The following is a 20237-nucleotide window of genomic DNA, read 5'->3' as shown; positions in this document are numbered from 1 at the left end:
CGAGGGATGATGTTCTGCTTCGGTCAGCGACCGATATGGCCAGGCACCGCACCCGAATCGGTTTCGCCCGCATCGCCGTTGGTGGTGCGGTGGCTGCCGACCCGGACGTCACCGCCACCGGGCATTTGCGGGTTCAACGTCAACGACACCTTCTGTCGACGGGCGCGTGAACCACCGGCTTCGGCTTCACCGGTCACCACCCACGCGGTGAACTTGCCTTTCACCTTCGCGTCGGCGCGCAGTTCGACCTCGAAGGACAACTCGATCGGCCCGACCACGAACTCCACTCCCGCACCGGCGCCTTTGGCCGCCGCGGCCAGCAGTTCGTCGCGCAGTGCGGCGACGGCGTCGCTCAACTCGATATCCATATTCCACCCATCGTTATCGGACTTCGACCGCTACACCCCACCACACAACACACCCCGACACGCCGCAGGCAGCGCCGAAAGCGGTTCGGGGTGGCTGATTTCTGCCGGGATTGTGCCGGGACTCTGCCGGGACAGTGCCGGGACTCTGCCGGGATTTCCAAGTCCCGGCACTGTCCCGGCAGGGTGTCGCTCACACGGGGTGTGAGCTGGGTGTTTTGTGCCGCCTGCTGCCCTGCCCGGCCGTCACTCTCTAGCGCTTCGCTGTTTCTAGAGAGTGACGGCCGGGCAGGGCAGCAGGCAACACAAAACACAAAGGACGGAAGAACGAAGAGACAAGAGATGACCACAAGGGGGGAGGGAGACCACAAGGGGAAGGGAGGACCACAAGTAGGGGTTGGGAGCGTGGCTGGGTTGGGAGCGGATGTCGCGTATAGGGCACGCGGGTTGGGGAAGTGGCTGGGTAGGTCGGGGCGTGTGCGGGTCGCGAGGGCTGTGGATGGACCACAAGAGGGAGGGGTGGGGGCATGCGGGCATCGGATGGTTGATGCGTAGTCGTAGGAGCGGATTGAGGCATATGCATCAAGAGATCTTTATGCATATGCGCCGACATCAATGTGGCGGGCAGCATGAAAAGTGCTGCTAGACAGGTATTTTCGTGCTAATATTGATGCATAAGGCTCAACCTGGGGAGGTCGATTGTGAGCCGATTCGCGGGAACCGTAGTCGTGGCGATCGAGCAGGCGTGGGCGGCGATCCGCGCCGCTCATCCGGACGTACCCGATGTGGTGGTGACGATGGCGTCGGGTTCGGCCGGTTCACCGCGGGCGCTGCGGCTGGGGCATTTCGGGCCGGACCGCTGGGTGCGCGGCACGGACTGGATGCCGGAGTTGTTCGTCGGCGGGGAAGGGTTCGCCTTCGGCGCCCGCGATGTGTTCGGCACCCTGTTGCACGAGGCCGCGCACGGCATCGCGCGGACACGCGATATCCAGGACGTGAGCCGGGGCGGTGCCTACCACAACGGGCGATACAGGAAGATCGCCGAGGAACTCGGACTCGCCGTCGCCCGCGATGGCCACCGAGGTTGGACCGACACCACCGTGCCCGACGAGGTCGCCGCACGCTACCGCCGCCAGATCGACGCGCTGTCGAAAGTGTTGATCGCGCACCGCCGCAACGAACACGATCCGGCTCCGGGGACACCGAAAGGAACAGCCGCCCCCGAGGGAGAGGGCCAGGACCGCGCTCCGCGCAACGGACGCGCCTTGGTCTGCGGGTGCGATCCGGTACGCCGGGTGCGGGCCGCGCAGCGCACGATCGAGGCCGGACCGATCCTGTGCGGGGTGTGCGGCCAAGCGTTCGCCGTGGTCGAGGCGGAAGCGGCATGACGCGTCCGCCAGTGGCCCCCATGTCCACCACCGCCGACAACCGCGACCCCGCCAGCTACGACGAGATCGACCCCATTGACCGGGACGGCGTGGCCGTCCCCGACACGACAAGGACCCACCGATGACCGAGAACACACCCGCCCCGCTGACCCTGCCCGCCGAGGTGCTCACCGACCCCACGCAGGTATGGGTGATCGCGGTAGGAGATCCCGCCGACCGGGTACCGGTGGAAGTGGTGCGCGGCACCGCCGCCGACGCCGAAGCGCGCGCCGCCGCCTACACCGCCGAGTACTACAACCCCACGTACGGCCCCGCCTACGTCTGGCTGTCGGTGCCACTGGTCGCCCCGTCCATCCAGTGACCACGTCCTCGTCGCCGAACGGCCCGGCCGATCGTCGCCGGCGCCGCGCGCGATCAGGCCGAACCGATCCCGTGCGGGGTGGGCAGACCTTGCCGTGGCCGAGACGGACGGGGGTGATGCGTAGGCATCAACCGGATTGATTCCTACGCAACAACTTCAACGGGGTTCGAGCCCGATTTCGGCCCTCGAGAACACACGCAATAACGGGTAAACTAGTGAATAGAATCGGTGGTGTGGCAGGACACCGCACCACCGATTCCTCGTCCACGAATCCGAGAGGGAGAACAGCGACGATGTTGGAATTGATGGATTGGTTCTGCGGTGCGGGCGGTTCGAGTCAGGGCGCGCATTCGGTGCCCGGGGTCCGGGTGACGCGGGCGGCGAACCATTGGGCGCGCGCGATCGAGACCCACGCGGCGAATTTCCCCGACACCGACCACCACCTCGGCGATATCCGGGAGGCCCCGGTGGCGCGGTGGCCGGTGGCGGATCTGTTCTGGGCTTCCCCGGAGTGCCCGCAATGGTCCTCGGCGCGGGGCAGGTCCCGCGACTTCCACAACACGATGCAGCCCGATTTGTTCGACACCCCACGCGATGCCGAGGCGGATCGTTCGCGAGCGTTGATGGAAGAGGTGCCGATGTATCTGCGCGGGGTGATCGCCCGCGGCGGCAAGGTCCGCGCCGGGGTGGTCGAGAACGTGATCGAGGTCCGCGCGTGGGATCAGTGGGACCGCTGGCTCGGCGAGATCCGCGCGCTGGGCTATCGGGTGCGGGTGATCGCGTTGAACTCCATGCACGCCCAAACCGCGCGGACCCCGGTCGCCCCACAGTCCCGAGACCGGCTGTACGTCGCGTACTGGGACACGAGTTTGGGGCGGGAGCCGGACTGGTCGAAATGGTTGCGTCCACAGGCGTATTGCGCGCGGTGCCAAGCGTGGGTGGCGGCGATGCAGGTGTTCAAGACCGAGGGCGCGGATATGGGCCGCTACCGCCAGCAGTACGTGTATCGGTGCCCGAGGGTGCGCTGCCGCAACGCGGTGGTCGAGCCGCCCGCGTTACCGGCCGCCGCCGCGATCGACTGGACCATCGAGGGAGAACGGATCGGGGACCGGGAGCGGCCGTTGGCCGAGAAGACCATGGAACGCATCCGGATCGGGCTGGCCCGATACGCGGTCCCGCAGCCGTTGATGGTCCCCGCGGGCGGAACCTGGCGGGTGGACCCGTCGCCGGTGACGGTGCCGTTGTCGGCGCGCACGACCCGCGAGAACGACGCGCTCCTGATTCCCCAACCGTTCCTCGCCCTACTGCGCTCAGGCCGCCCGCGCACGATCGGGGTACACGAGCAGCTGGCCACGATCGTGGCCGACGGCTCCAACCACGCCCTGGTATCCCCGCCTCCGAACGCGGAGGCGGAGGGCCGCGACGGCGGAGCCGCCGCCCCGGTCACGCTCCCGGAGCGCGCCCGAACCACAAGAGCGGAAACGGCGGTGGCGTTCTTGCCGTTCACGGCCGAACCCCACAGCGGTAGCGGCGGCGTGCGCTCGGCGGACGCGACGGTGAGCGCCGGTAGCGAGCGGTACGGCCTGGTCGTGCCCGCCGGTCTGCCGCCGCTGGTGCGGGATTCGTTGTTGCTGCCCTACTACGGCACCGGTGCGGCCAGGCCGGTGGATCAGCCGATGGGTACCCAGTCGACCCGCGACCGGTTCGCCCTGGTCGAGGAGACGAACACCGCCCTGGTCGAGGACGTGCGGTTCCGGATGCTGCAACCCCACGAGATCGGGCGCGCGATGGCCTTCACCACCGGCTACACCGTGCTGGGCAACAAACGCGAACGAGTCCGCCAATACGGCAACGCCGTCACACCCCCGGTGGCCGAGTTGCTGGTCTCGGCCTTGGTGGAGGCCATCACCGGCGAGGACATCGAACGCTGGGCCGCCTGACGGAAGAAGGGCGGCCGGTAACCCGGACCCGCGAGGGTTCGGTAGGACATACCGGCCGCCCGAACGTCCCGCCCACGAAGGAAAGGACCCCCGCACGATACCCACCCCAGCCGCCGTGGCCGGCGCGTGGCCACCGCGGCGACGATCGGGACACAATGACGGAATGGGAGACATGCTCACCCTCGAGGAATGGGCCGCGCGCCACGGCTACGGCCCCGATACCGTCCGCAACCAATGGTCGGTCCGCGACGACTTCCCCACCCACAAGCGACACCGGCCCAGGGTCGGGTCCGGCGCCCGCAGCGAAGAATACGACGCCGACGAACTCGACACCTGGCTCACCCACTGGCACCAGCACCGGCGCCCGACTCCCCATTCCGTGCCCGAGCACCCCGACGAATACCGCACCCTCGGCGCCATCGCTCGGCTGCTGGGCCTCGACGGCAAAACCGTCACCCAATACCGAGCGCTGATGGACGAACACGCCGAGCACGAAGACCGCGGCCAACGACGGTATTACCGAACCCGCGACGTCGTCACCGCTCTCAATGCTCGCCCAGGCCACGGCCGGACCACCGACCCCGACACCGACCGCCGCAGGAAACCTTGACGTACAAGCGTCAAACACCCGCGTCGATGCTCACGCACCACTCAGCGCGCCCCAAGCGACCGTCGGCGCCACCATCCCCGGGCGAGGACCCGCCGACGGCACGGGAGACTCGATTGACCGTAGGCGTAAAGCGCTTCCACACACGCGGATCGATCGAACGTCCACCGATCGGGCTGTGTGGAAGAAAAATTCCGATGTATCAAGATCGAACCGTCTCCGGATAACGTGCCCGCTGGACTCCGCCACAATATTTCCGGCTCAGGTTGATGCAGATGCGTCAAAACCGCTTGGTCGGCGATCACGAGTTCCATCGACTCTCTCGCAATGTCGGCGGCTCGAGTTACCTTGCCATAGAGGAAGTTTGACGCAGAGGCTGTCGGCCTCAAGGAATAGACGTCAAGACTTGGTCGAAGGTCAACAGCGACCCATTCATCACCCAGCACGGAGGACCACTGACCATGCAGCGCAACCAGTACCCGAGCTTGTGCATCGAATGCGCCCGTGGCGTAGCCAAGAGCTGCGGGTTCATCTACGACCCCGGCGGCCGAAACATCGTCGTCTGCGACGACTGCGTATACGCCATCTATGGCGAGCAGAAAGGCTTCCTGGTACGGCTTCTCGACAACGATTCAGAGCAGTAGCTCCGACCACCCCTCAGGTCGGCGTGCCGCTGAATCTCTCGACCTTGCCGCTCGCGTCTGTCTCATCTATCGGGACGGCCAAGGGCACGCATTGGGCACGAACAGAATCAGCCCCGGTGAAAACCGGGGCTGACCTCGTACTACGGTGGTGCGCGATACTGGGATTGAACCAGTGACCTCTTCCGTGTCAGGGAAGCGCTCTCCCGCTGAGCTAATCGCGCGAGGTGGAGACGGGAATCGAACCCGTGTGCACGGCTTTGCAGGCCGTTGCCTCACCACTCGGCCACTCCACCGTGCGAAGGGGGAAGGCTATCTTCTTTCGCCAAACCCTACCTTTCGAGCGGATGACGGGATTCGAACCCGCGACCCTCACCTTGGCAAGGTGATGCGCTACCAGCTGCGCTACATCCGCATTGTGCACCTTGAGGCCCCATTCGGACCTCTCTGCTGCGAGACAGAACATTAGCCCACCCCCGATGAAAGGTACAAATCCGCTGGTAGAACGCCCGGGAACCCGCATGTGACGAATGTGGCCCCGGTGGCCTGTGCGATTCGACGCGTCCCCCCGACCCGCACCCGATTCGCCCCCTCCCGCGTACCGAGTCCTGCACGCGCCCGCCGTATCTCGCCACCGACCACCCTCCGTCGAGCCCCGCGGCAACGGCGATTTGGTACCTCCCCGGTGCCGCGTGCTAGTGTTCCATCTCGTTCGGCCGCCACCTCGATGTCATCCGAACACCGCCTACGGGCAACCCTGGTCCCATAGCTCAGCGGGAGAGCGTCCGCCTCACACGCGGAAGGTCGCTGGTTCGAAACCAGCTGGGACCACTCTGTATGGCCTGGTCGGGGATATTTTGCGATGTCGCGTCTATTGTAATGCACCTATTGTGCCTCTACCGACCTGCGGCGATGTGGCGAGGCTGAGCTAGGGAAGTCATGGCACTTGTCCATGTGTGATCCATGTCACTGACTTGAGATATGCCTCGCCAACCCGGACTTCGGGCAGCCTGGGCGGTCTCGTGTTGGCGGAGGCGGGGCTCAGCGTAAGGGACGCATTGCCTTGTCGATGTCTTCGATTGCCAAGCGGATCTGTCCTCTGAACCGATATGCGGGCAGCGCGCCCTGCGATCATCCGTCGGATGGTGTCTTTGCTGACGCTCGCACGCTCGGCGGCGTACGCGATCGAGACGTAGCGGCTGATCTCCTTGGGCGGGTGTGCCGGCGGGTGACCGTGGAGCCGGACCCCAGCGAGCCTGGCGCGGGGCGACCGCAGCAGCCGACCTTCTCCGACGATCGGCCTGGACGGTGTGCGCTCAGCCCAGGAAGCCGAGCCTGCGGGCAGCGATGATGGCCTGCACACGGTTGGTGGCATGCAGCTTGTGCATGGCCGATTTGAGGTAGGACTTCACGGTGTTGGGCATCAGCCCGAGGGCCTCGGCGACCTGACGGGTGCTCAGCCCCTGGGCGACCTGCTCGAGTACGTCGATCTCGCGGGGGCGAAGCAGGGCGGGCGGCCACGCCGGCGCATCGGCAGCGATAGGCGCGACGCGGTTCCCGACGGCGTGCAGCCGCGCACGCAGCCCTTCGTCATCGATACGATCGGCCAGCTCGGTGAGTTCGCGGGCGATGTCGATCCGATCGTCGCGGCTGAGGCCGGGGTATCCGGGCTCGGCGTTGGGGCGCAGCAGGCTGAGCCTGCGCCCGACCTCGTCCTCGACGGTGATCTCGCGCTCGATGCGCCGCACCATCGGGGCGAAGCCATCGAACCAGCGATCGCCGAGCCGGACGTGGGTGCGGGCGGCCAGGTAGACCAGCAGCCGCGGCGTCCGGTCGACGATGATCGGCAGGGCGGCCAGGGTCTGGATGGCCTCCGGGCGTACGGCGTGGTCGTAGACGTGGGTGATGCTCTCGTCGGCCATGTAGTCGGCCACCGCCACCGGGCGGCCGAGCATCAGCGCCTTGCCGCCGAGGCCCTCGCCGTTGCGGACGACGAGGTCGGCTGTCGAGCGGGTCCGGCCGCCGGCCAGGTCGGTGATCTGCATGGCGACAGCGCCGTTGCGGACCGGCCCGCCGAAGGCCATGTCCATCCTGCCGTGCCGGCGCAGCGGCTCCAGATCCCGGGCGAGCACGCGACGCTCGATCGGCATCTGCGGTGGATTCAAGCTGGTCATGGTGGGCCTCCGGAGATATTTCCCCTGAGATTAGTGAGTGCCGTCACAGCCGACAACGCTCTACCTCCGAAGGTAGGTAGGCGGCCGCTATACCCCCCTTCGGGGGTCTTCACGGTGCGTGCAGGCGGGCAGAGTCCCTTCTCGTGAACTTCACTCAGCTCACGACGCTCGCCTTCCTGCAGCGGTCGGCCGAGGTCTATCCGTCGAAGCCCGCGATCGTCTACGGCACGCGCGTCTACACCTACCGGGAGTTCTCGGCCGCCGCCGAGCAGCTGGCCCGGGCGATCCGCGCGGACATCCGACCGGGTGACCGCGTCGCGTTCCTCGCCCCGAACATCCCCGAACTGCTGATCGCGCACTACGCGGTGCCGCTGGCCGGAGGGGTGCTCGTCGCCCTGAACTCCCGCCTCGCCCCGGACGAGGTCGCGAGAATCCTCCGCCACTCCGAGGCCGCGGTGCTGTTCGTGGACGCGGAGCTCGCGCCGTCGCTCGGGGACGCGCGATCACTGAGCCCCGCACTGAACGTGGTCGTCGAGATCGCGGACGCGGAGTTCGGCTCCCCCGCAGGCGGGAACGACCGCGGCCACGCCTCCTACGACGACTATGTCGAGCGCGCGGTCCCCGACGCCGAGCCGCTGGCCTGGAGGATCGCTGACGAGCTCGCCGCGATCTCGATCAACTACACATCGGGAACCACGGGAGCGCCGAAGGGCGTCGTGTACTCGCACCGCGGGGTCTACCTCAACGCGCTCGGCGAGATGCATCACACCGCGCTGACCTCGGCCTCTGTGTTCCTATGGACCCTCCCGATGTTCCACTGCAACGGCTGGTGCATGCCGTGGGCGGTCACCGCGGCGGGCGGAACGCACGTCTGCCTGCGAGCCGTGCGTTCCGACGCCGTCTGGCAGGCGATCGACGTGTACGGCGTGAGCCACCTCTGCGGCTCGCCGACGGTCTGCGGCACGATCGCGAACGGACCGGAGGCACATCCGCTCGACCGACCGCTGCGCATCACGACCGCGGGCGCCCCGCCGACGCCGACCGTGCTCGAGCAGCTCGACGTGCTCGGCATCTCGGTCGTCCACGTCTACGGGCTCACCGAGGTCTACGGCCCGTACACGGTCTGCGAGTACCGCGCGGAGTGGGACCTGCTGCCCGCGGCCGCGCGCGCCCGCAAGCTCGCGCGGCAGGGCGTCGCGATGGTGCAGGCCGACCCTGTCCGGGTGGTCGACGAGCACCTGGTGGACGTGCCGCGCGACGGCATCACGCTCGGCGAGATCGTCATGCGCGGCAACAACGTCATGACCGGCTACTTCAAGGACCCGGAGGCGACCGCGGCGGCCTTCGCGGGCGGCTGGTTCCACAGCGGCGATCTGGGGGTCATGCACGAGGACGGCTATATCGAGGTCAAGGACCGGGCCAAGGACATCATCATCTCCGGCGGCGAGAACATCTCGACCGTCGAGGTCGAGAACGCGCTCAGCTCCCATCCCGCTGTGCTCGACGTCGCTGTCGTCGGGCACCCGCACGAGACATGGGGCGAGCGCCCCGCAGCGTACGTCCTGCTCCGGCCCGGCCACCGCGCGGGGGAGCAGGAGCTCCGCGATCACGTGCGCGCTCGCCTCGCCGGCTACAAGGTGCCCGATCACGTGGTCTTCGTGGGCGAGCTGCCGCGCACGGCGACGGGCAAGGTCACCAAGGACGCGCTACGCGGGATCCCGGTGCCGCCCGAGTCCGCGACGGCGCGAACGACCTCATGAATCGGAAGGCCGAGCGCGGAGGCGCCCTATTCCGCTGTCGCCGACGTTCGGCGCGGCCTCCTCCCCTTCCACCGCACGAGTTTCCCTGTCACACCACCGATCGGAGTTCGACGATGAACGACACCAGTGACCGCACGACGAACGGGTCGCGCGGATGACGGCGCGGTCCCGGCTTCGCGCGCGCCGCGCCGGGCTGGCCCCGGCGACGCGATCTCGGGTGCGGGTCGAGCGCCGTGCCGGTGCCGGACGGCGTCGCGCTGCTGACCGACCGGTGGTACTCGAGCGACGGTGCGGATCCGATCGTGCTCATCAGGTCGCCCTACGGCCGGGGGATGGTCGCGTCCTATGCCCGTCTGCTCGCCGAGCGCGGATTCACCGTCATCGTGCAGAGCTGTCGCGGCACGTTCGGCTCGGGAGGAGTGTTCGACCCGATGTTCGGTGAGGTGGAGGACACCCGCGCCACCTGGGAGTGGATGGACGCGCAGCCGTGGGCGCACGAGCAGGTAGTTCCCGAAGTTTCGTCACGACAGCGAAGCCCGCGCCCGCTCTGGGCGGGACCACGCTGTTCCCGCCCGACGCGGGCGTAAAGAATCAGAAGAAGCGCGAGCGCCGCGCCGACGTGCTGAGTTACACGTGCGAAGAGCTGACCGAGCCGGTGACGATCGCTGGGCGGCCGAGCGTGCGGCTGTCGATCGAGGGCGACCCCGGGCCGTGGTTCGTGCGGCTGTGCGACGTCTCCCTGTCGGGGAAGTCGGTCAATATCTGCGACGGCGTGACCGGCGCTTCACCGGTGGGCGAGGTCGAGATCACGCTGTCGCCCGCGGCACACGTTCTCCTGCCGGGGCACCGGCTTCGCCTGCAGGTGTCGGCGGACGCGTCGCCGAGCTACGCCGCGGCCCCGGCCTGCTCTCGCCGCACGATTCTCGACGTGCCGGAGCGCCGGTCGGTCCTGACTCTCCCGACTATCGCCGGGGTGTCCGCGTGACTGCGCAATCGTGGACGAGGTGTACGAAGTCGATTCGGATTGGAGTTTTCGATGAAGTTCCCGCTCAGCCCTGCTCTGTCCATCCTGTAATGCCGACAGCGTGCACCGGTCGCCCCGAAGCCAGGGCGCAGCGAGGGTCGAAGTCGCTGAGCAACCGAGCCGGTGCACCGTTTCACACGGCGCTACCGGCAGCTGTGTGGATCACTGGCGGTCGCCGCCATACTGTGCGCCGTGCCGGGACCGGCCGCCGCACCCGACGACTTCTACACGCCACCCACTCCGCTGCCGACCGGAACCAGTGATGATCTCATCCGGGCCGCCCAGCTCGCGCTACTCGACGGATCGCCCCTCGCCGCAGCGCTACCGCCGGTGACCGCAACCCGACATCCGGGGAGCCCCGCCGCGGCCATGACGAATGCCGACGGCAGCTACGCAACCGGCCTCGCCTGCCTGTTCGTCAATGGACTTCTCGCCGGTCACCCGGAATTGACCACGCAGGTCACCGCACGCGGTCGGCGGCTGCGGTTATCGGTGTGTGGGGCGGGTTCGGCCGCGGGGAAGTGCTGTGTCGGTGGCGACGGCGCCCGGTCCCCAGCCCATGCTCGCCCCTGCCGATTATGATGATCATAATAGTAAACTGTCAAGTTATCCTGATATGAATAGCCACCCGCCCTTGCGCCTGGTTCGATGTGCTACCTATGATGATCGTAATTAATATATTATGATCGTACTAGAGAGTCGCCGCTGAGCCGCGGCGAAGAGGAGCGCGACCATGTCGAACCCACATACCGATCCGTCACCCGAGCTGTTTCCGCTGCGTGTACTCATCGCCATCCGTGCCACCCTCGCGATCGGGGGACTGCTCGTTCCGCGCTTCGGCTTCCGGCTGTTCCTGATGGAGGCCGCGGGCACACCGGCACCGGTCATGGGCCGCATGTTCGCGGTGCGAAACGCCGTGATCGCCTTGGGGCTGGCGCGACTCGACACGACTCGGGTGCCCCGTGCTTTCCTCCGCCTGAACATGCTCATCGATATCGTCGACGCGCTCGCTTTCGCGGCCTCGGGCCGACGGCGCGAGATCGGCGGCGGCGCGGCGGCGCTGGGCGTCGGGGTAGCGTTGACCGCCGCGACGCTGGGCGGCGCCGTCGGGGCGCGGATGCCCGCGGATCCTCGGTAGAGATTTCGCGAACCCAGCTCAGTGAAGGGAACCACCGATGACCGTGACGACCAGAGAACGCATGATCGCCAGCGCCGCGAGTGTCCTGGCCGAACGCGGATTCGAAGCCGCCAGCTTCACCGAGATCATGCAACGCGCCGGAGTCACTCGCGGGGTCATCTATCACCACTTCCCCGGCGGCAAGTTCGAACTCGTCATCGAAGCGCTCGATGCCACCGGACGCGCGGCCGAGGCACTGCTGAAAGCGGCCCGCGCGGGCGACGATCCCCTGGGAGCGATGCGCGCTTTTGTCGATCTATGGGCAGAGAACCTGCAATCGAGCAACTTCCGCAGCGGGTGCCCGGTCGTCGCCGTCGTGGCCGACGCACCCGCCGACCCCGAACTACTCGACGCCGCCGACCGCGCGTTCGGCCTGTGGCATCAAGCCCTCGCCGACACCCTCATCAACGGGGGCGTCGACTCCGACCGCGCGAATACCCTCGCCACCGTGATCATCTCCTCGGTCGAAGGCGCGGTGGTGCTGTGCCGAGCACAGCGAAACAGCCGCCCGCTGACCCACGTCAAAGACGAGCTCGAACGGCTACTCCACGCGGCAATACCGAGCTGACACACCCGCCGAGACCTCCGCGAACTCCTCACCGAGCCCGAACCAGCGCACCGTCCCCGGCCGAGGGCTCGAGCACGCCAGGGATTCGACGTCCTCGCCGTAGTCGGCCGGACCGCCGGTGCGCGAGGCGCCCGCGCAGGAGCACACAAAGCGGCGGGGTCCACGGTGCAGACAACGCGCGGCGGTCACGACCGCCAGGCCCTGCGGGGTCGCAGCGGACCACGCACTGCTCGCGCGACCACCAACCGTCGCCTGCACGTCCGGGCTGTAGGTCAGGTCCGCAACTCCTCGAGTCGAGCCGCAGTCAACTCCACCTCAACAGACCTACCCACGTAAATGAAACAGCGTTACGTTACGCCAGTTGATGGCTGTGTGGTCCGGGCGCACGGCACCGGACATTGATATGCGGGCACCCGCCGATCCGGGTCATCCGTGGAACGGGAGGCGGTGTGAGTGGTCACGGCGTCGGCGTCGGCGCGCCTTCGGCACCGGTGTTCTCCGTGCCGTTGTCCTCACCGGGAGGGCCGGGGTGAGCCTCGTAGATCAGCTTCACCTTCAGGCTCATGTTCGCGGTGCCGCTGGCCACGATGATGTCGCCCTTGGCCGAGAACCCGACCCCGAACTCCACCTCCAACCGGTCCGGGCGGGTCTTCTCACCCAACTCCCGCACCGTATTCGCCGTCGAGGCGGCCGCCGCGCCGATCACCGCGCGCGCACGATCGAGCGCATCCACCATCTTCGAGGACCCACCGGTTCCGGTGCTGGTGTTCTCGGAACCGGGCACCCGCACCGTCTCCACCAACACCTCCACACCCCCGAACCGCATCTCGGCCAACCCGGCCACTATGAACCACTCCTCACAGAATCGAAAAAGCTTCCATCCCGGCGCAACCAGCGGGCTACGGCCGGTGTCGAGGACCTTACGGTACACATTCCAACCCGTTCCGTGGCGACGGCGGAACAGAGGGTCTATTCGGCCGGCGACGGAGGAAGTGTCGCGACGAAAATGACACATCGGCAACAAGTCTCAGCGGATCTGGAATGCGACCGCCCAGTCTTCAACGAGCGCACTCGAAGCTCGAACGCTGCGACAATTCGTGCGCGAGATCGACCGGACGGCATCAGCTACGGATGAGTGTCAGCACTCCAGAGACAGCTTCGGCACGACCTCATCCATCAGAAGTCGGTGACTGCGCCACATCTGCTCCTGCTTGCCCAGGTGGTCGTACTTCGTGGGCAGTACCGTCCCGAATCCGCCGAGTTCTCCGTACAGGTCGTCCAGACGCCGGCGAACGGTGTCCGGTGAACCGACGATCCACAAGCGGTCCATCAGGTAGTCGACGGTGATGTCCGAGTCGTGCACGGAGTCATCGTGCTTCAGGTGACCCAGCCAGCCGAACACCCCCATGAAATCCAGGTAGTGTTTCCGCCAGACTTCGGCCTGGAGGCTGTTGCGGACGAATTCGCGCGCGTCTGCGTCGGTGTCGGCGACGAAGATCTCACGGTTCACACGCCACATGCCGCGGTCGACCTCGTGGCCGTTCTTCTGCGCCGCAGTCGAATAGGTTTCCCAGTGCCCCTTGAGGAATCGCGCGTTGAAGAACACGCTCAGGGGAATGTGGCCGCCGCGGCCCGCGAACTCGATACTGGCGCTGTTCGGTGAGATACCGGCGATCGCGATCGGTGGATGCGGAACCTGATAGGGCTTCCAGAAGGGACCGAATCCATACGAGCACCTGGTCGGATCCTCACCTGCCTGCAGTCCGTGGCCGGGGTTGCGGAAGTGCCAGAACTTGCCCTTGAATTCCCATTCGCCGTCGAGGTGTTCGGTCCAGATCCGCTTCATGATCTCGATCGCCTCGGCCTGCATCTCACGGTGCTGACCTGAAACATTGTCGACGTTCGTCAGCGCGAAGTCGCCCGGTATCGTGCCCGCCGCGATGCCGCACATGTATCGGCCTCGAGCCATGTGGTCGAGTTGCATGATCCGGAACGCCAGTGCCGCCGGATGGTAGAACTGGGGAACGTATCCGCCGGAGCAGAGTTTGATGTTCTTCGTCCGCGGGATGGCCTGCGAGATGATCAAGTCACCGGCAGGCCATGGCTCGGTCTTCGCGGTCAGATGTTCACCGAACCACGCCTCCTCGACGCCCAGAGAGTCCAGGAAATCCAGTTCGTCGAGGTCTTGGGCGATCCCGTCGAGCACGGAGGTGTTCGGCGGGTGAACAGGTTGCATGAAGAATCCGACCTTCATTCGCGTTCCCTTCTCGTGGTGGTGTGGTGACAGTCGAATCCGGGGTGGCTTGCGGCGGTGCGACCCCGATTCGAGGAATTGTCTTGTGCGGTCACGGTTTGCGTGCGACACCGCCGTAGGAGGAAATCGATTGCCACGCGCCGTCCTGCGTGGCGTCGTTGCGCCATGCTGTGATCGGTCCGAAGCCGGACTCGACGAACTCGAACCCGTCGAAAACAGCACGGATCGCGTCCTGGGTGCGCGGAACATAGGGGACGCCACCGGATTTGGTGTACTCGTCACACAGGGTGACATACGCCTGACTGTCGGTGGTTCCGTCCCACAGGGCCAGATAGCTTCCGGAGGGGGTCGCGTCCATTACGGTGCGCACGATGTGGACCATGTCCTCGTATGTGCGAGCATGGCCGAGCACGCCCATGAACATGACCCCGATCGGCTCGGTGAAATTCAGGATGTTGCGGGCTTCGGCGACGATCTGGTCGGGGGCGTGGAAGTCGCAGTCGAGATAGGCCGTGACACCTTCGTCGGTGGTGCTGTTCAACAGGGCGCGCGCGTGGGTGAGCGCTTTGGGGTCGTTGTCGATGTAGACGACCTTCGATTCCCGTGCCACCGCTTGCGCGACCTCGTGCGTGTTCTGCATGGTGGGCAGGCCGGTGCCGATATCGAGGAATTGGCGGATCCGTGCCTCGCCCGCGAGGTACCGCACCACCCGGGCGAGGAACTGGCGTGACTGTACGGCCACGGTCGCGATGTCGGGGTCGATCTTCAGACTCGCTTCTCCGACAACACGATCCACCTCGTAGAAGTCGTTGCCGCCCATCCAGAAGTTCCAGATCCGCGCGGAAGAAGGGATGTCGGTGCGGATCATCGCTTCGTATTCATTGGGCATGGGGTTCAGCTCCTCGGTCGAAATCGGACAGGTATCGGTGGCGATACGGCGACGACTTACGGTGAATCCTTCGATCGGACGGGCTACTCGATACCGTGGAGACAGAATGTATTGCGGTGCTTGAGTATTCGCAACTTTTCGCGTCACGGACAACATGTTTCCCGTGTCCTGGAGTGTTCGCCGGTTGTTCGGGTGGCGTCCACCGAGATGAATTCTCGGGTCGTGCGCCCGCGGCGGGCGGATCGTGATTTCGTGAGTATCTGATTCGTCCGAATTTTCTACCGGACCCACGGCGGATCGCGTGATCGATATCGAGGCAGGCGATCACCTCGCCGTGACCGGACTACTGTTGTCGATCGAGCAGATCCTCGAGAGCGACGGCCTGCGTGGTATCCAGGACTTGACGAATTCTTGCGTGAAAGGACCTCGGACCGATTCGGTCTCGCAGCTCGCGCAGTGCCCCGAGATTGTGCCCGGCCGCTGCCCCGAGTTTCATTTCGGTGCGTAGAAGCCAGGCCTGGATGTGCGGCTCTACTGCTTCGATCAGCTGGTTGCGCTCGATCTTCAAGGACCCGAGAGACGAGATGGTGGTGGCTATTCCGGCGCGGTAGCCGAGTTCCTCGGCTGCGGTGAGGGCGCGTAGGTACCGATGCTCGGCCTCGGTGTAGTCGCCACGGAGTTGGGCGAGTGTCCCGAGCTGGTGGTGGTTGCCTCCCGAGCCCACGCGGTTGCCGAGTTCCTCGTTGATGGTGAGGGCGCGCCGGTACCGATGTTCGGCCTCGGTGTAGTCGCCACGGAGTTGGGCGAGAGCGCCGAGTTGGTGGAAGTTGCCCGCCGTGCCTGCGCGGTTGCCGAGTTCCTGGTTGATGGTGAGGGCGTGCTGGTACTGCTGTTCGGCTTCGGCGTAGTCGCCTCGGTCCTGGGCCAGCGCTCCGAGCTGGCTGTAGTTGATGGCTGTGCCCGCGCGACTGTCGAGTTCTCGGTTGATGGTGAGAGCGCGCTGATATTGCTGCTCGGCTTCGCGGTGGTCGCCTCGGTCCTGGGCCAGCGCTCCGAGCTGACCGTAGCTGATAGCCGTTCCCTCGCGGTTGCCGAGTTCCAGTTTGATGGTGAGTGCGCTCTGGTATTGCTGTTCGGCTTCGGTGTAGTCGCCCTGTAGTTGGTTGATGACGCCGAGTTGGTGGTAGCTGGTGGCCATTCCGGCGCGGTTGCCGAGTTCTTCGCTGATGGTGAGGGCGCGCAGGTATTGCTGTTCGGCTTCGGTGTAGTCGCCCCGTAGTTGGTTGATGACGCCGAGTTGGTGGTAGCTGGTGGCCATTCCGGCGCGGTTGCCGAGTTCTTCGCTGATGGTGAGGGCGCGCAGGTATTGCTGTTCGGCCTCGGCGTGGTCACCCCGTAGTTGGCTGACCACGCCCAAACGAAGCAGCCAGTGCGCGCGCTCGGGCGCGTCGGACGGTAGGAGGCGGAGAGTGTCGTGGACAAGCGTGGTCTCGTGATCCCACGCCCCGACCGTATGTAGGCGATCGCAGATGGCCAGGGTGAGGTCGTGGGCCGCGGTCGTGTTGGCGGCTTGCCGGTAGTGATAGCGGGCTTCCAGGCGGTCGTGCAGGTCTTCGTCGCGACCCTGCGGCCAGGCTGCCACGCGCCAGACCCAGTATGTGGCGGCGCGGCGGTGTGCGATGGCGAGTATGTCGTCGCGCTGGTGTTGTGCGAGTGATCTTTCGAGGGCGGAAGCGGTCGAGCGATGCACGAACGCACGCCCGGTATCCGGATCGATGGTCAATAGGCTGTTGCGCGCCAATTCCTCGGTGAGTTTCCCGATATCGGCATCGGTGGAGATCGGCGGGCAGGGTTCGGTGTTGTACTCGGTGAACGCCGGCTCGATCTGATCGAGTACGTGCTGCGGGATCGAGGCGAGGTCGACCGTGAGAGCGGGATCGAGGCCGTGGCGGCCTGCAATGGCGGCGATCTTGGCTTCGAGTGCCCGATAGTCCGGTTGCCTTGCGGCGCTGGGATTGTCGGTTCCGATCTGGTACAGCAAGGCATTGCCTTCGACAGCTTCTCGGTATACGGAGGCGCCGATCAACAGTTGGTGCGCGGCCGGGGTCAGCCTGCTGAGAAGCTGATCGAGCAGGATGTCGTCGGCGATGAGCGTGACAGTGGTGGCGAGGGCGGTGTCGAGATCGAGTGCTGTGAGCGCGGGGCGTGCGTCCGGGTTTCCCGCGATAGCGTTCTCGAGTCGGTGGGTGATGTCGTGGTGGCGACCGACCCGGTTGTTCAACAGGGCGTCGAGGTACTCCAAGCTGCGGGGATGGCCGCCGACGAGCCGCCAGATATGGTTCAGCTCGTGGAAGCTGAGCCGGTCCAGCGCGGGTAGGGACCAGATCAGCTTGGACGTTTCCGCCCGCGACAGCGGTCCGACCTGATGCATGAGCAGTCGGTGGTGGGCGTTGTCGGGGAGTACGAACGGATGACGCGACGTGACGAGCAGCCTGCTGCATCCAGGGTCGGCCAGCCATGTCGACAGCAGTGCGGCCAGCGTGGGATCCGCCATGGAGCGCACGTCGGTGAGATTGTCTTCGAAGTTGTCCAGCACCACCAGCACCGGCACGCGATCCAACACGAAGGTGCGCAGTGCCGTGAAGCGATTCTGCCACGACTCCGTGGCATCCGAGGCGATCTCGGCTGCACGCAGCACATGTGGGCCGCGCGAGGCATCGTCATCGATCAGGCAGTGTCGGCGGACGGTGCCTGCCACCGCCGACAGCAGGCTGTCGACATTGATGTGGCCGGTGACGACCGGGATCACCCTGGTCGAGCGTTGGCGATACACGATTTGGGCGGCCAGGGCTGTCTTGCCGACACCGCCGAGGCCGTGCAGAACGATGCCTGGGTATCGAGTCCCCGTCAGATAGGTAGGGAGCCTGCGTTGTTCGCGGCGCCGTCCGACGAATTCCCCGACCGGGCGAGTCGACAAGCCGGGCACGGCGATGGTGGCATGTCGCGCAACGGCTTCGGATACGGCCGGGACGTGCAGACCGGTGTCACCGGCGCCGCCGAGCACCGTGACGGCACTCCATTCGTCCATCTTCGCCAGCGCGACCTCAGCGGGATCGGTCGATGTCGACCACTGCTGGTGGATCACGCGGCGGGCGTCGGCGACCGCGGCGACCACATTCGGAATCTGTTTCAGGGTGAGTTCGTGGTAGACGCGGGCGAAAAGCGCCGTGGCGTAGCGATCGGTTACCGAGGTTTCCGTGCCTATCACCACGCTGGCGCCACGGGCGACCAGTGCGGTGGCGAACGACGGTGTGGCTGTTTCGGCGGCGACATCGGTATCGCAGGCGGCCAGGCTGATCACCGGCGGCATCGAGCCGGGTGGGATCGCTTCGGCGACGAGTGTTTCCGCGTCGACCTCGCGGACTGCGCCGTTCTCGTCCTCGAGCAGCAGGTAACCGGGCTTGGCGTGGCCGGACAGGTGCAGCACGTGCGCGGGAGCCTGGGCCAGTTCTGCCCTGATGGCCGCAGTGGTGGCGAACTCGACGATGCGGACTTCGGCGTCGCGGTGGCGGGCGCCTCGTACCGCTGACATCACGTTGCGCAGTTCCCGCTCGTAGTCCAAGAGCGGGCCGCCATCGTTGTCCGGAGCCGCGATCGCCACCAGTATCCGTATCGGGGCCGGGATGCTGCGCGCAGGTGGGGCGGGCAGCCGCCGATAGACCGTGATCAGCGGATGCAGAGCGAGCGACTGTCCAGTGACGGGATCGGGTAGAGCCTCCCAAGGCAGTTCGGGGAACGGTCCCGTGTCGATCCCGAACTTGACCGGTACATGCGCGGCCACCGCGTCGGTGACGATCCGGGTGAGAGCCGCGGCCACCGGCGCGGGCAGGAAGGAATGCGCGATCAGTTCGCCCGCACGCCGCAGCGACGCCGAATGCGCTCCGGTCCGCGACGTCGCGTTCGCGAACTCGCCCCGCGTGATCGCCGAAGACCGCAGCCGTGTTCGTTCGCTGCGCACGTCGGCGATCGCGTTCAGTAGCCCGGGACGCACTCCGGTGTGTGCGGCGGATACGTCTGTACCGTTGCTACGCAACCGCACCCGATCGTCGGTGACCGTCAGCACCACGTCCGCGGCGCTGGTCGGCGAAGGTGGCCTGACGACGGCGATCTCGCTCGGCTCGCCGAGCAACGACCGCAGATCTTCGATTCGCGCTGTCCAGACACTGTCTCGACCCCACCCGTCCGCGGCGTTGTAGCGCTGCGACACGACCCCGATCACGACATCGTCGGACAGTCGCCGCACCGGCGCGCCGCTCATCCCTCGCATCACCGAGGAAGAAACGAAACGTCCCAGCGGGATCTCGTTGTCTCGAGTGGTGCCGCCACCCCAGTATCCCGGCGCGTCCAGGTAACGATGGACGTGCTCGTCGTGGAACACCGAGACTCCGGTCACCACAGCGGGGACCATCAGTTCGATCTGATCGGTCGCGGCCCATCCCGCGACCGATTCCGGCAACCGACCTCGGGAGTGCAGCACGGCCAGATCATGTAGTGCGTCCGTGTGTGCGACCGTGGCCTCGAACGTTGCGATCCCACCCGCCAACGCGTCGATCCGTACGGGCGAGCCTTGCCGGCTCGCGCCGATATCGTCGAGTATGTGAAGGGCGGTGGCAAGCACGCCCGGCGTAACCTGGAAACAGGATCCGACCGGTTCGTCTCCGTCCAGGATTCGCCCCAGGTAGCGCGGTACCCGCGGATCCGGCGCCGCCATCGGAACTGTACTCAATCCCCGGCGCCGAGTGCCGAAAAGGCTTCGGTCACAGGCACTCCGGCGCGTCGACCATCGGCCCACCTGCCACTGCAGACACCTCTAACAAGAACGCGAGAATCTCTCCGCCTGCCGCTGTCGGGCAAGGTCGGTGTCCGATCCGACGGACACCACACTGTACACAGTTTCGACCGGACCGTGCAGCGCGACGGCCTCGGATCGTCGACTTGCACAACATCTTTCTCCGGCGGAGACCGGCGCCCTCGGCTTGCCATGTCACGGTTGCGCTTTCGTGTCCGCCTCGGATGGGTGAGACCATAT

18 protein-coding genes and 4 tRNA genes are annotated in these 20237 nt (G+C 66.3%); 13 read left to right on the top strand and 9 right to left on the bottom strand.

What is annotated here, in order from left to right; all coding sequences use genetic code 11:
• Window positions 1–23: 23 nt before the first annotated feature.
• Window positions 24–368 carry a trypco2 family protein gene (locus IT779_RS01975; RefSeq protein WP_196147376.1) on the bottom strand — a complete coding sequence of 115 codons (345 nt, stop codon included), beginning with the start codon at window positions 366–368 and terminating at the stop codon, window positions 24–26.
• Window positions 369–1066: 698 nt separating this feature from the next.
• On the opposite strand from IT779_RS01975, the gene IT779_RS01970 reads away from it, so the two are divergent.
• From IT779_RS01970 to IT779_RS01950, 6 genes are all read left to right on the top strand, one after another.
• A complete protein-coding gene (locus tag IT779_RS01970) occupies window positions 1067–1753 on the top strand; it encodes a hypothetical protein (RefSeq protein WP_198428042.1) in 687 nt (228 codons plus the stop codon).
• Window positions 1750–1878 (top strand): hypothetical protein, encoded by a 129-nt coding sequence (locus tag IT779_RS38415; protein ID WP_269781518.1) that lies wholly within the window; start codon window positions 1750–1752, stop codon window positions 1876–1878. Before IT779_RS01970 ends, IT779_RS38415 begins: the two co-directional genes overlap by 4 nt.
• Window positions 1875–2114, top strand: a complete 240-nt coding sequence (locus IT779_RS01965) for a hypothetical protein (RefSeq protein WP_196147375.1) — start codon at window positions 1875–1877, stop codon at window positions 2112–2114. Before IT779_RS38415 ends, IT779_RS01965 begins: the two co-directional genes overlap by 4 nt.
• A 293-nt stretch (window positions 2115–2407) precedes the next feature.
• Window positions 2408–4054: a DNA cytosine methyltransferase gene (locus IT779_RS01960; RefSeq protein ID WP_196147374.1), complete on the top strand. Its 1647-nt coding sequence runs from the start codon at window positions 2408–2410 to the stop codon at window positions 4052–4054.
• A 163-nt stretch (window positions 4055–4217) separates the two neighbouring features.
• Window positions 4218–4664 (top strand): hypothetical protein, encoded by a 447-nt coding sequence (locus IT779_RS01955; RefSeq protein WP_198428041.1) that lies wholly within the window; start codon window positions 4218–4220, stop codon window positions 4662–4664.
• 458 nt (window positions 4665–5122) lie between these two features.
• Window positions 5123–5305: a hypothetical protein gene (locus IT779_RS01950; protein ID WP_196147372.1), complete on the top strand. Its 183-nt coding sequence runs from the start codon at window positions 5123–5125 to the stop codon at window positions 5303–5305.
• A gap of 146 nt (window positions 5306–5451) precedes the next feature.
• On the opposite strand, the gene IT779_RS01945 is transcribed toward IT779_RS01950, so the two are convergent.
• The 3 genes from IT779_RS01945 to IT779_RS01935 form a co-directional block, all read right to left on the bottom strand.
• Window positions 5452–5526, bottom strand: a tRNA-Val gene (locus IT779_RS01945).
• 1 nt (window position 5527) lies between these two features.
• A tRNA-Cys gene (locus tag IT779_RS01940) sits at window positions 5528–5598 on the bottom strand.
• Between the two features lie 46 nt (window positions 5599–5644).
• A tRNA-Gly gene (locus IT779_RS01935) sits at window positions 5645–5717 on the bottom strand.
• Between the two features lie 344 nt (window positions 5718–6061).
• On the opposite strand from IT779_RS01935, the gene IT779_RS01930 reads away from it, so the two are divergent.
• Window positions 6062–6133: transfer RNA gene (locus IT779_RS01930), tRNA-Val, on the top strand.
• A gap of 485 nt (window positions 6134–6618) precedes the next feature.
• Here IT779_RS01930 and IT779_RS01925 read toward each other — a convergent pair.
• Complete coding sequence (locus tag IT779_RS01925) at window positions 6619–7476, bottom strand: helix-turn-helix transcriptional regulator (protein ID WP_196147371.1); 858 nt, start codon at window positions 7474–7476, stop codon at window positions 6619–6621.
• 143 nt (window positions 7477–7619) lie between these two features.
• Here IT779_RS01925 and IT779_RS01920 point away from each other — a divergent pair, with 143 nt between their 5' ends.
• The 6 genes from IT779_RS01920 to IT779_RS01895 all read left to right on the top strand — a co-directional run bounded on the left by IT779_RS01920 (window position 7620) and on the right by IT779_RS01895 (window position 12005).
• Entirely contained in the window at window positions 7620–9236 is a 1617-nt protein-coding gene (locus IT779_RS01920; RefSeq protein WP_196147370.1) for an AMP-binding protein, read from the top strand.
• 233 nt (window positions 9237–9469) lie between these two features.
• Window positions 9470–9823, top strand: a complete 354-nt coding sequence (locus tag IT779_RS01915) for a CocE/NonD family hydrolase (RefSeq protein WP_196147369.1) — start codon at window positions 9470–9472, stop codon at window positions 9821–9823.
• Complete coding sequence (locus IT779_RS01910) at window positions 9706–10221, top strand: CocE/NonD family hydrolase (RefSeq protein ID WP_332838607.1); 516 nt, start codon at window positions 9706–9708, stop codon at window positions 10219–10221. Before IT779_RS01915 ends, IT779_RS01910 begins: the two co-directional genes overlap by 118 nt.
• 231 nt (window positions 10222–10452) lie before the next feature.
• A complete protein-coding gene (locus IT779_RS01905; protein WP_196147367.1) occupies window positions 10453–10842 on the top strand; it encodes a hypothetical protein in 390 nt (129 codons plus the stop codon).
• A gap of 151 nt (window positions 10843–10993) precedes the next feature.
• Entirely contained in the window at window positions 10994–11398 is a 405-nt protein-coding gene (locus tag IT779_RS01900; RefSeq protein ID WP_196147366.1) for a hypothetical protein, read from the top strand.
• A gap of 37 nt (window positions 11399–11435) precedes the next feature.
• Complete coding sequence (locus tag IT779_RS01895) at window positions 11436–12005, top strand: TetR/AcrR family transcriptional regulator (protein WP_196147365.1); 570 nt, start codon at window positions 11436–11438, stop codon at window positions 12003–12005.
• Between the two features lie 457 nt (window positions 12006–12462).
• On the opposite strand, the gene IT779_RS01890 is transcribed toward IT779_RS01895, so the two are convergent.
• The 4 genes from IT779_RS01890 to IT779_RS01875 all read right to left on the bottom strand — a co-directional run bounded on the left by IT779_RS01890 (window position 12463) and on the right by IT779_RS01875 (window position 19685).
• On the bottom strand, window positions 12463–12849 hold the full coding sequence (locus IT779_RS01890; RefSeq protein WP_196147364.1) for a CU044_2847 family protein: 387 nt from the start codon (window positions 12847–12849) through the stop codon (window positions 12463–12465).
• Between the two features lie 294 nt (window positions 12850–13143).
• Window positions 13144–14259 (bottom strand): LLM class flavin-dependent oxidoreductase, encoded by a 1116-nt coding sequence (locus tag IT779_RS01885; protein ID WP_196147363.1) that lies wholly within the window; start codon window positions 14257–14259, stop codon window positions 13144–13146.
• Window positions 14260–14350: 91 nt separating this feature from the next.
• On the bottom strand, window positions 14351–15148 hold the full coding sequence (locus IT779_RS01880) for an SAM-dependent methyltransferase (RefSeq protein ID WP_196147362.1): 798 nt from the start codon (window positions 15146–15148) through the stop codon (window positions 14351–14353).
• A gap of 343 nt (window positions 15149–15491) precedes the next feature.
• Window positions 15492–19685: a tetratricopeptide repeat protein gene (locus IT779_RS01875; RefSeq protein WP_196147361.1), complete on the bottom strand. Its 4194-nt coding sequence runs from the start codon at window positions 19683–19685 to the stop codon at window positions 15492–15494.
• Between the last annotated feature and the right edge of the window lie 552 nt (window positions 19686–20237).

This window comes from Nocardia bovistercoris, from assembly GCF_015674855.1.
GTDB lineage: Bacteria > Actinomycetota > Actinomycetes > Mycobacteriales > Mycobacteriaceae > Nocardia > Nocardia bovistercoris.
This window is presented reverse-complemented; position numbering and strand designations above follow the sequence as displayed.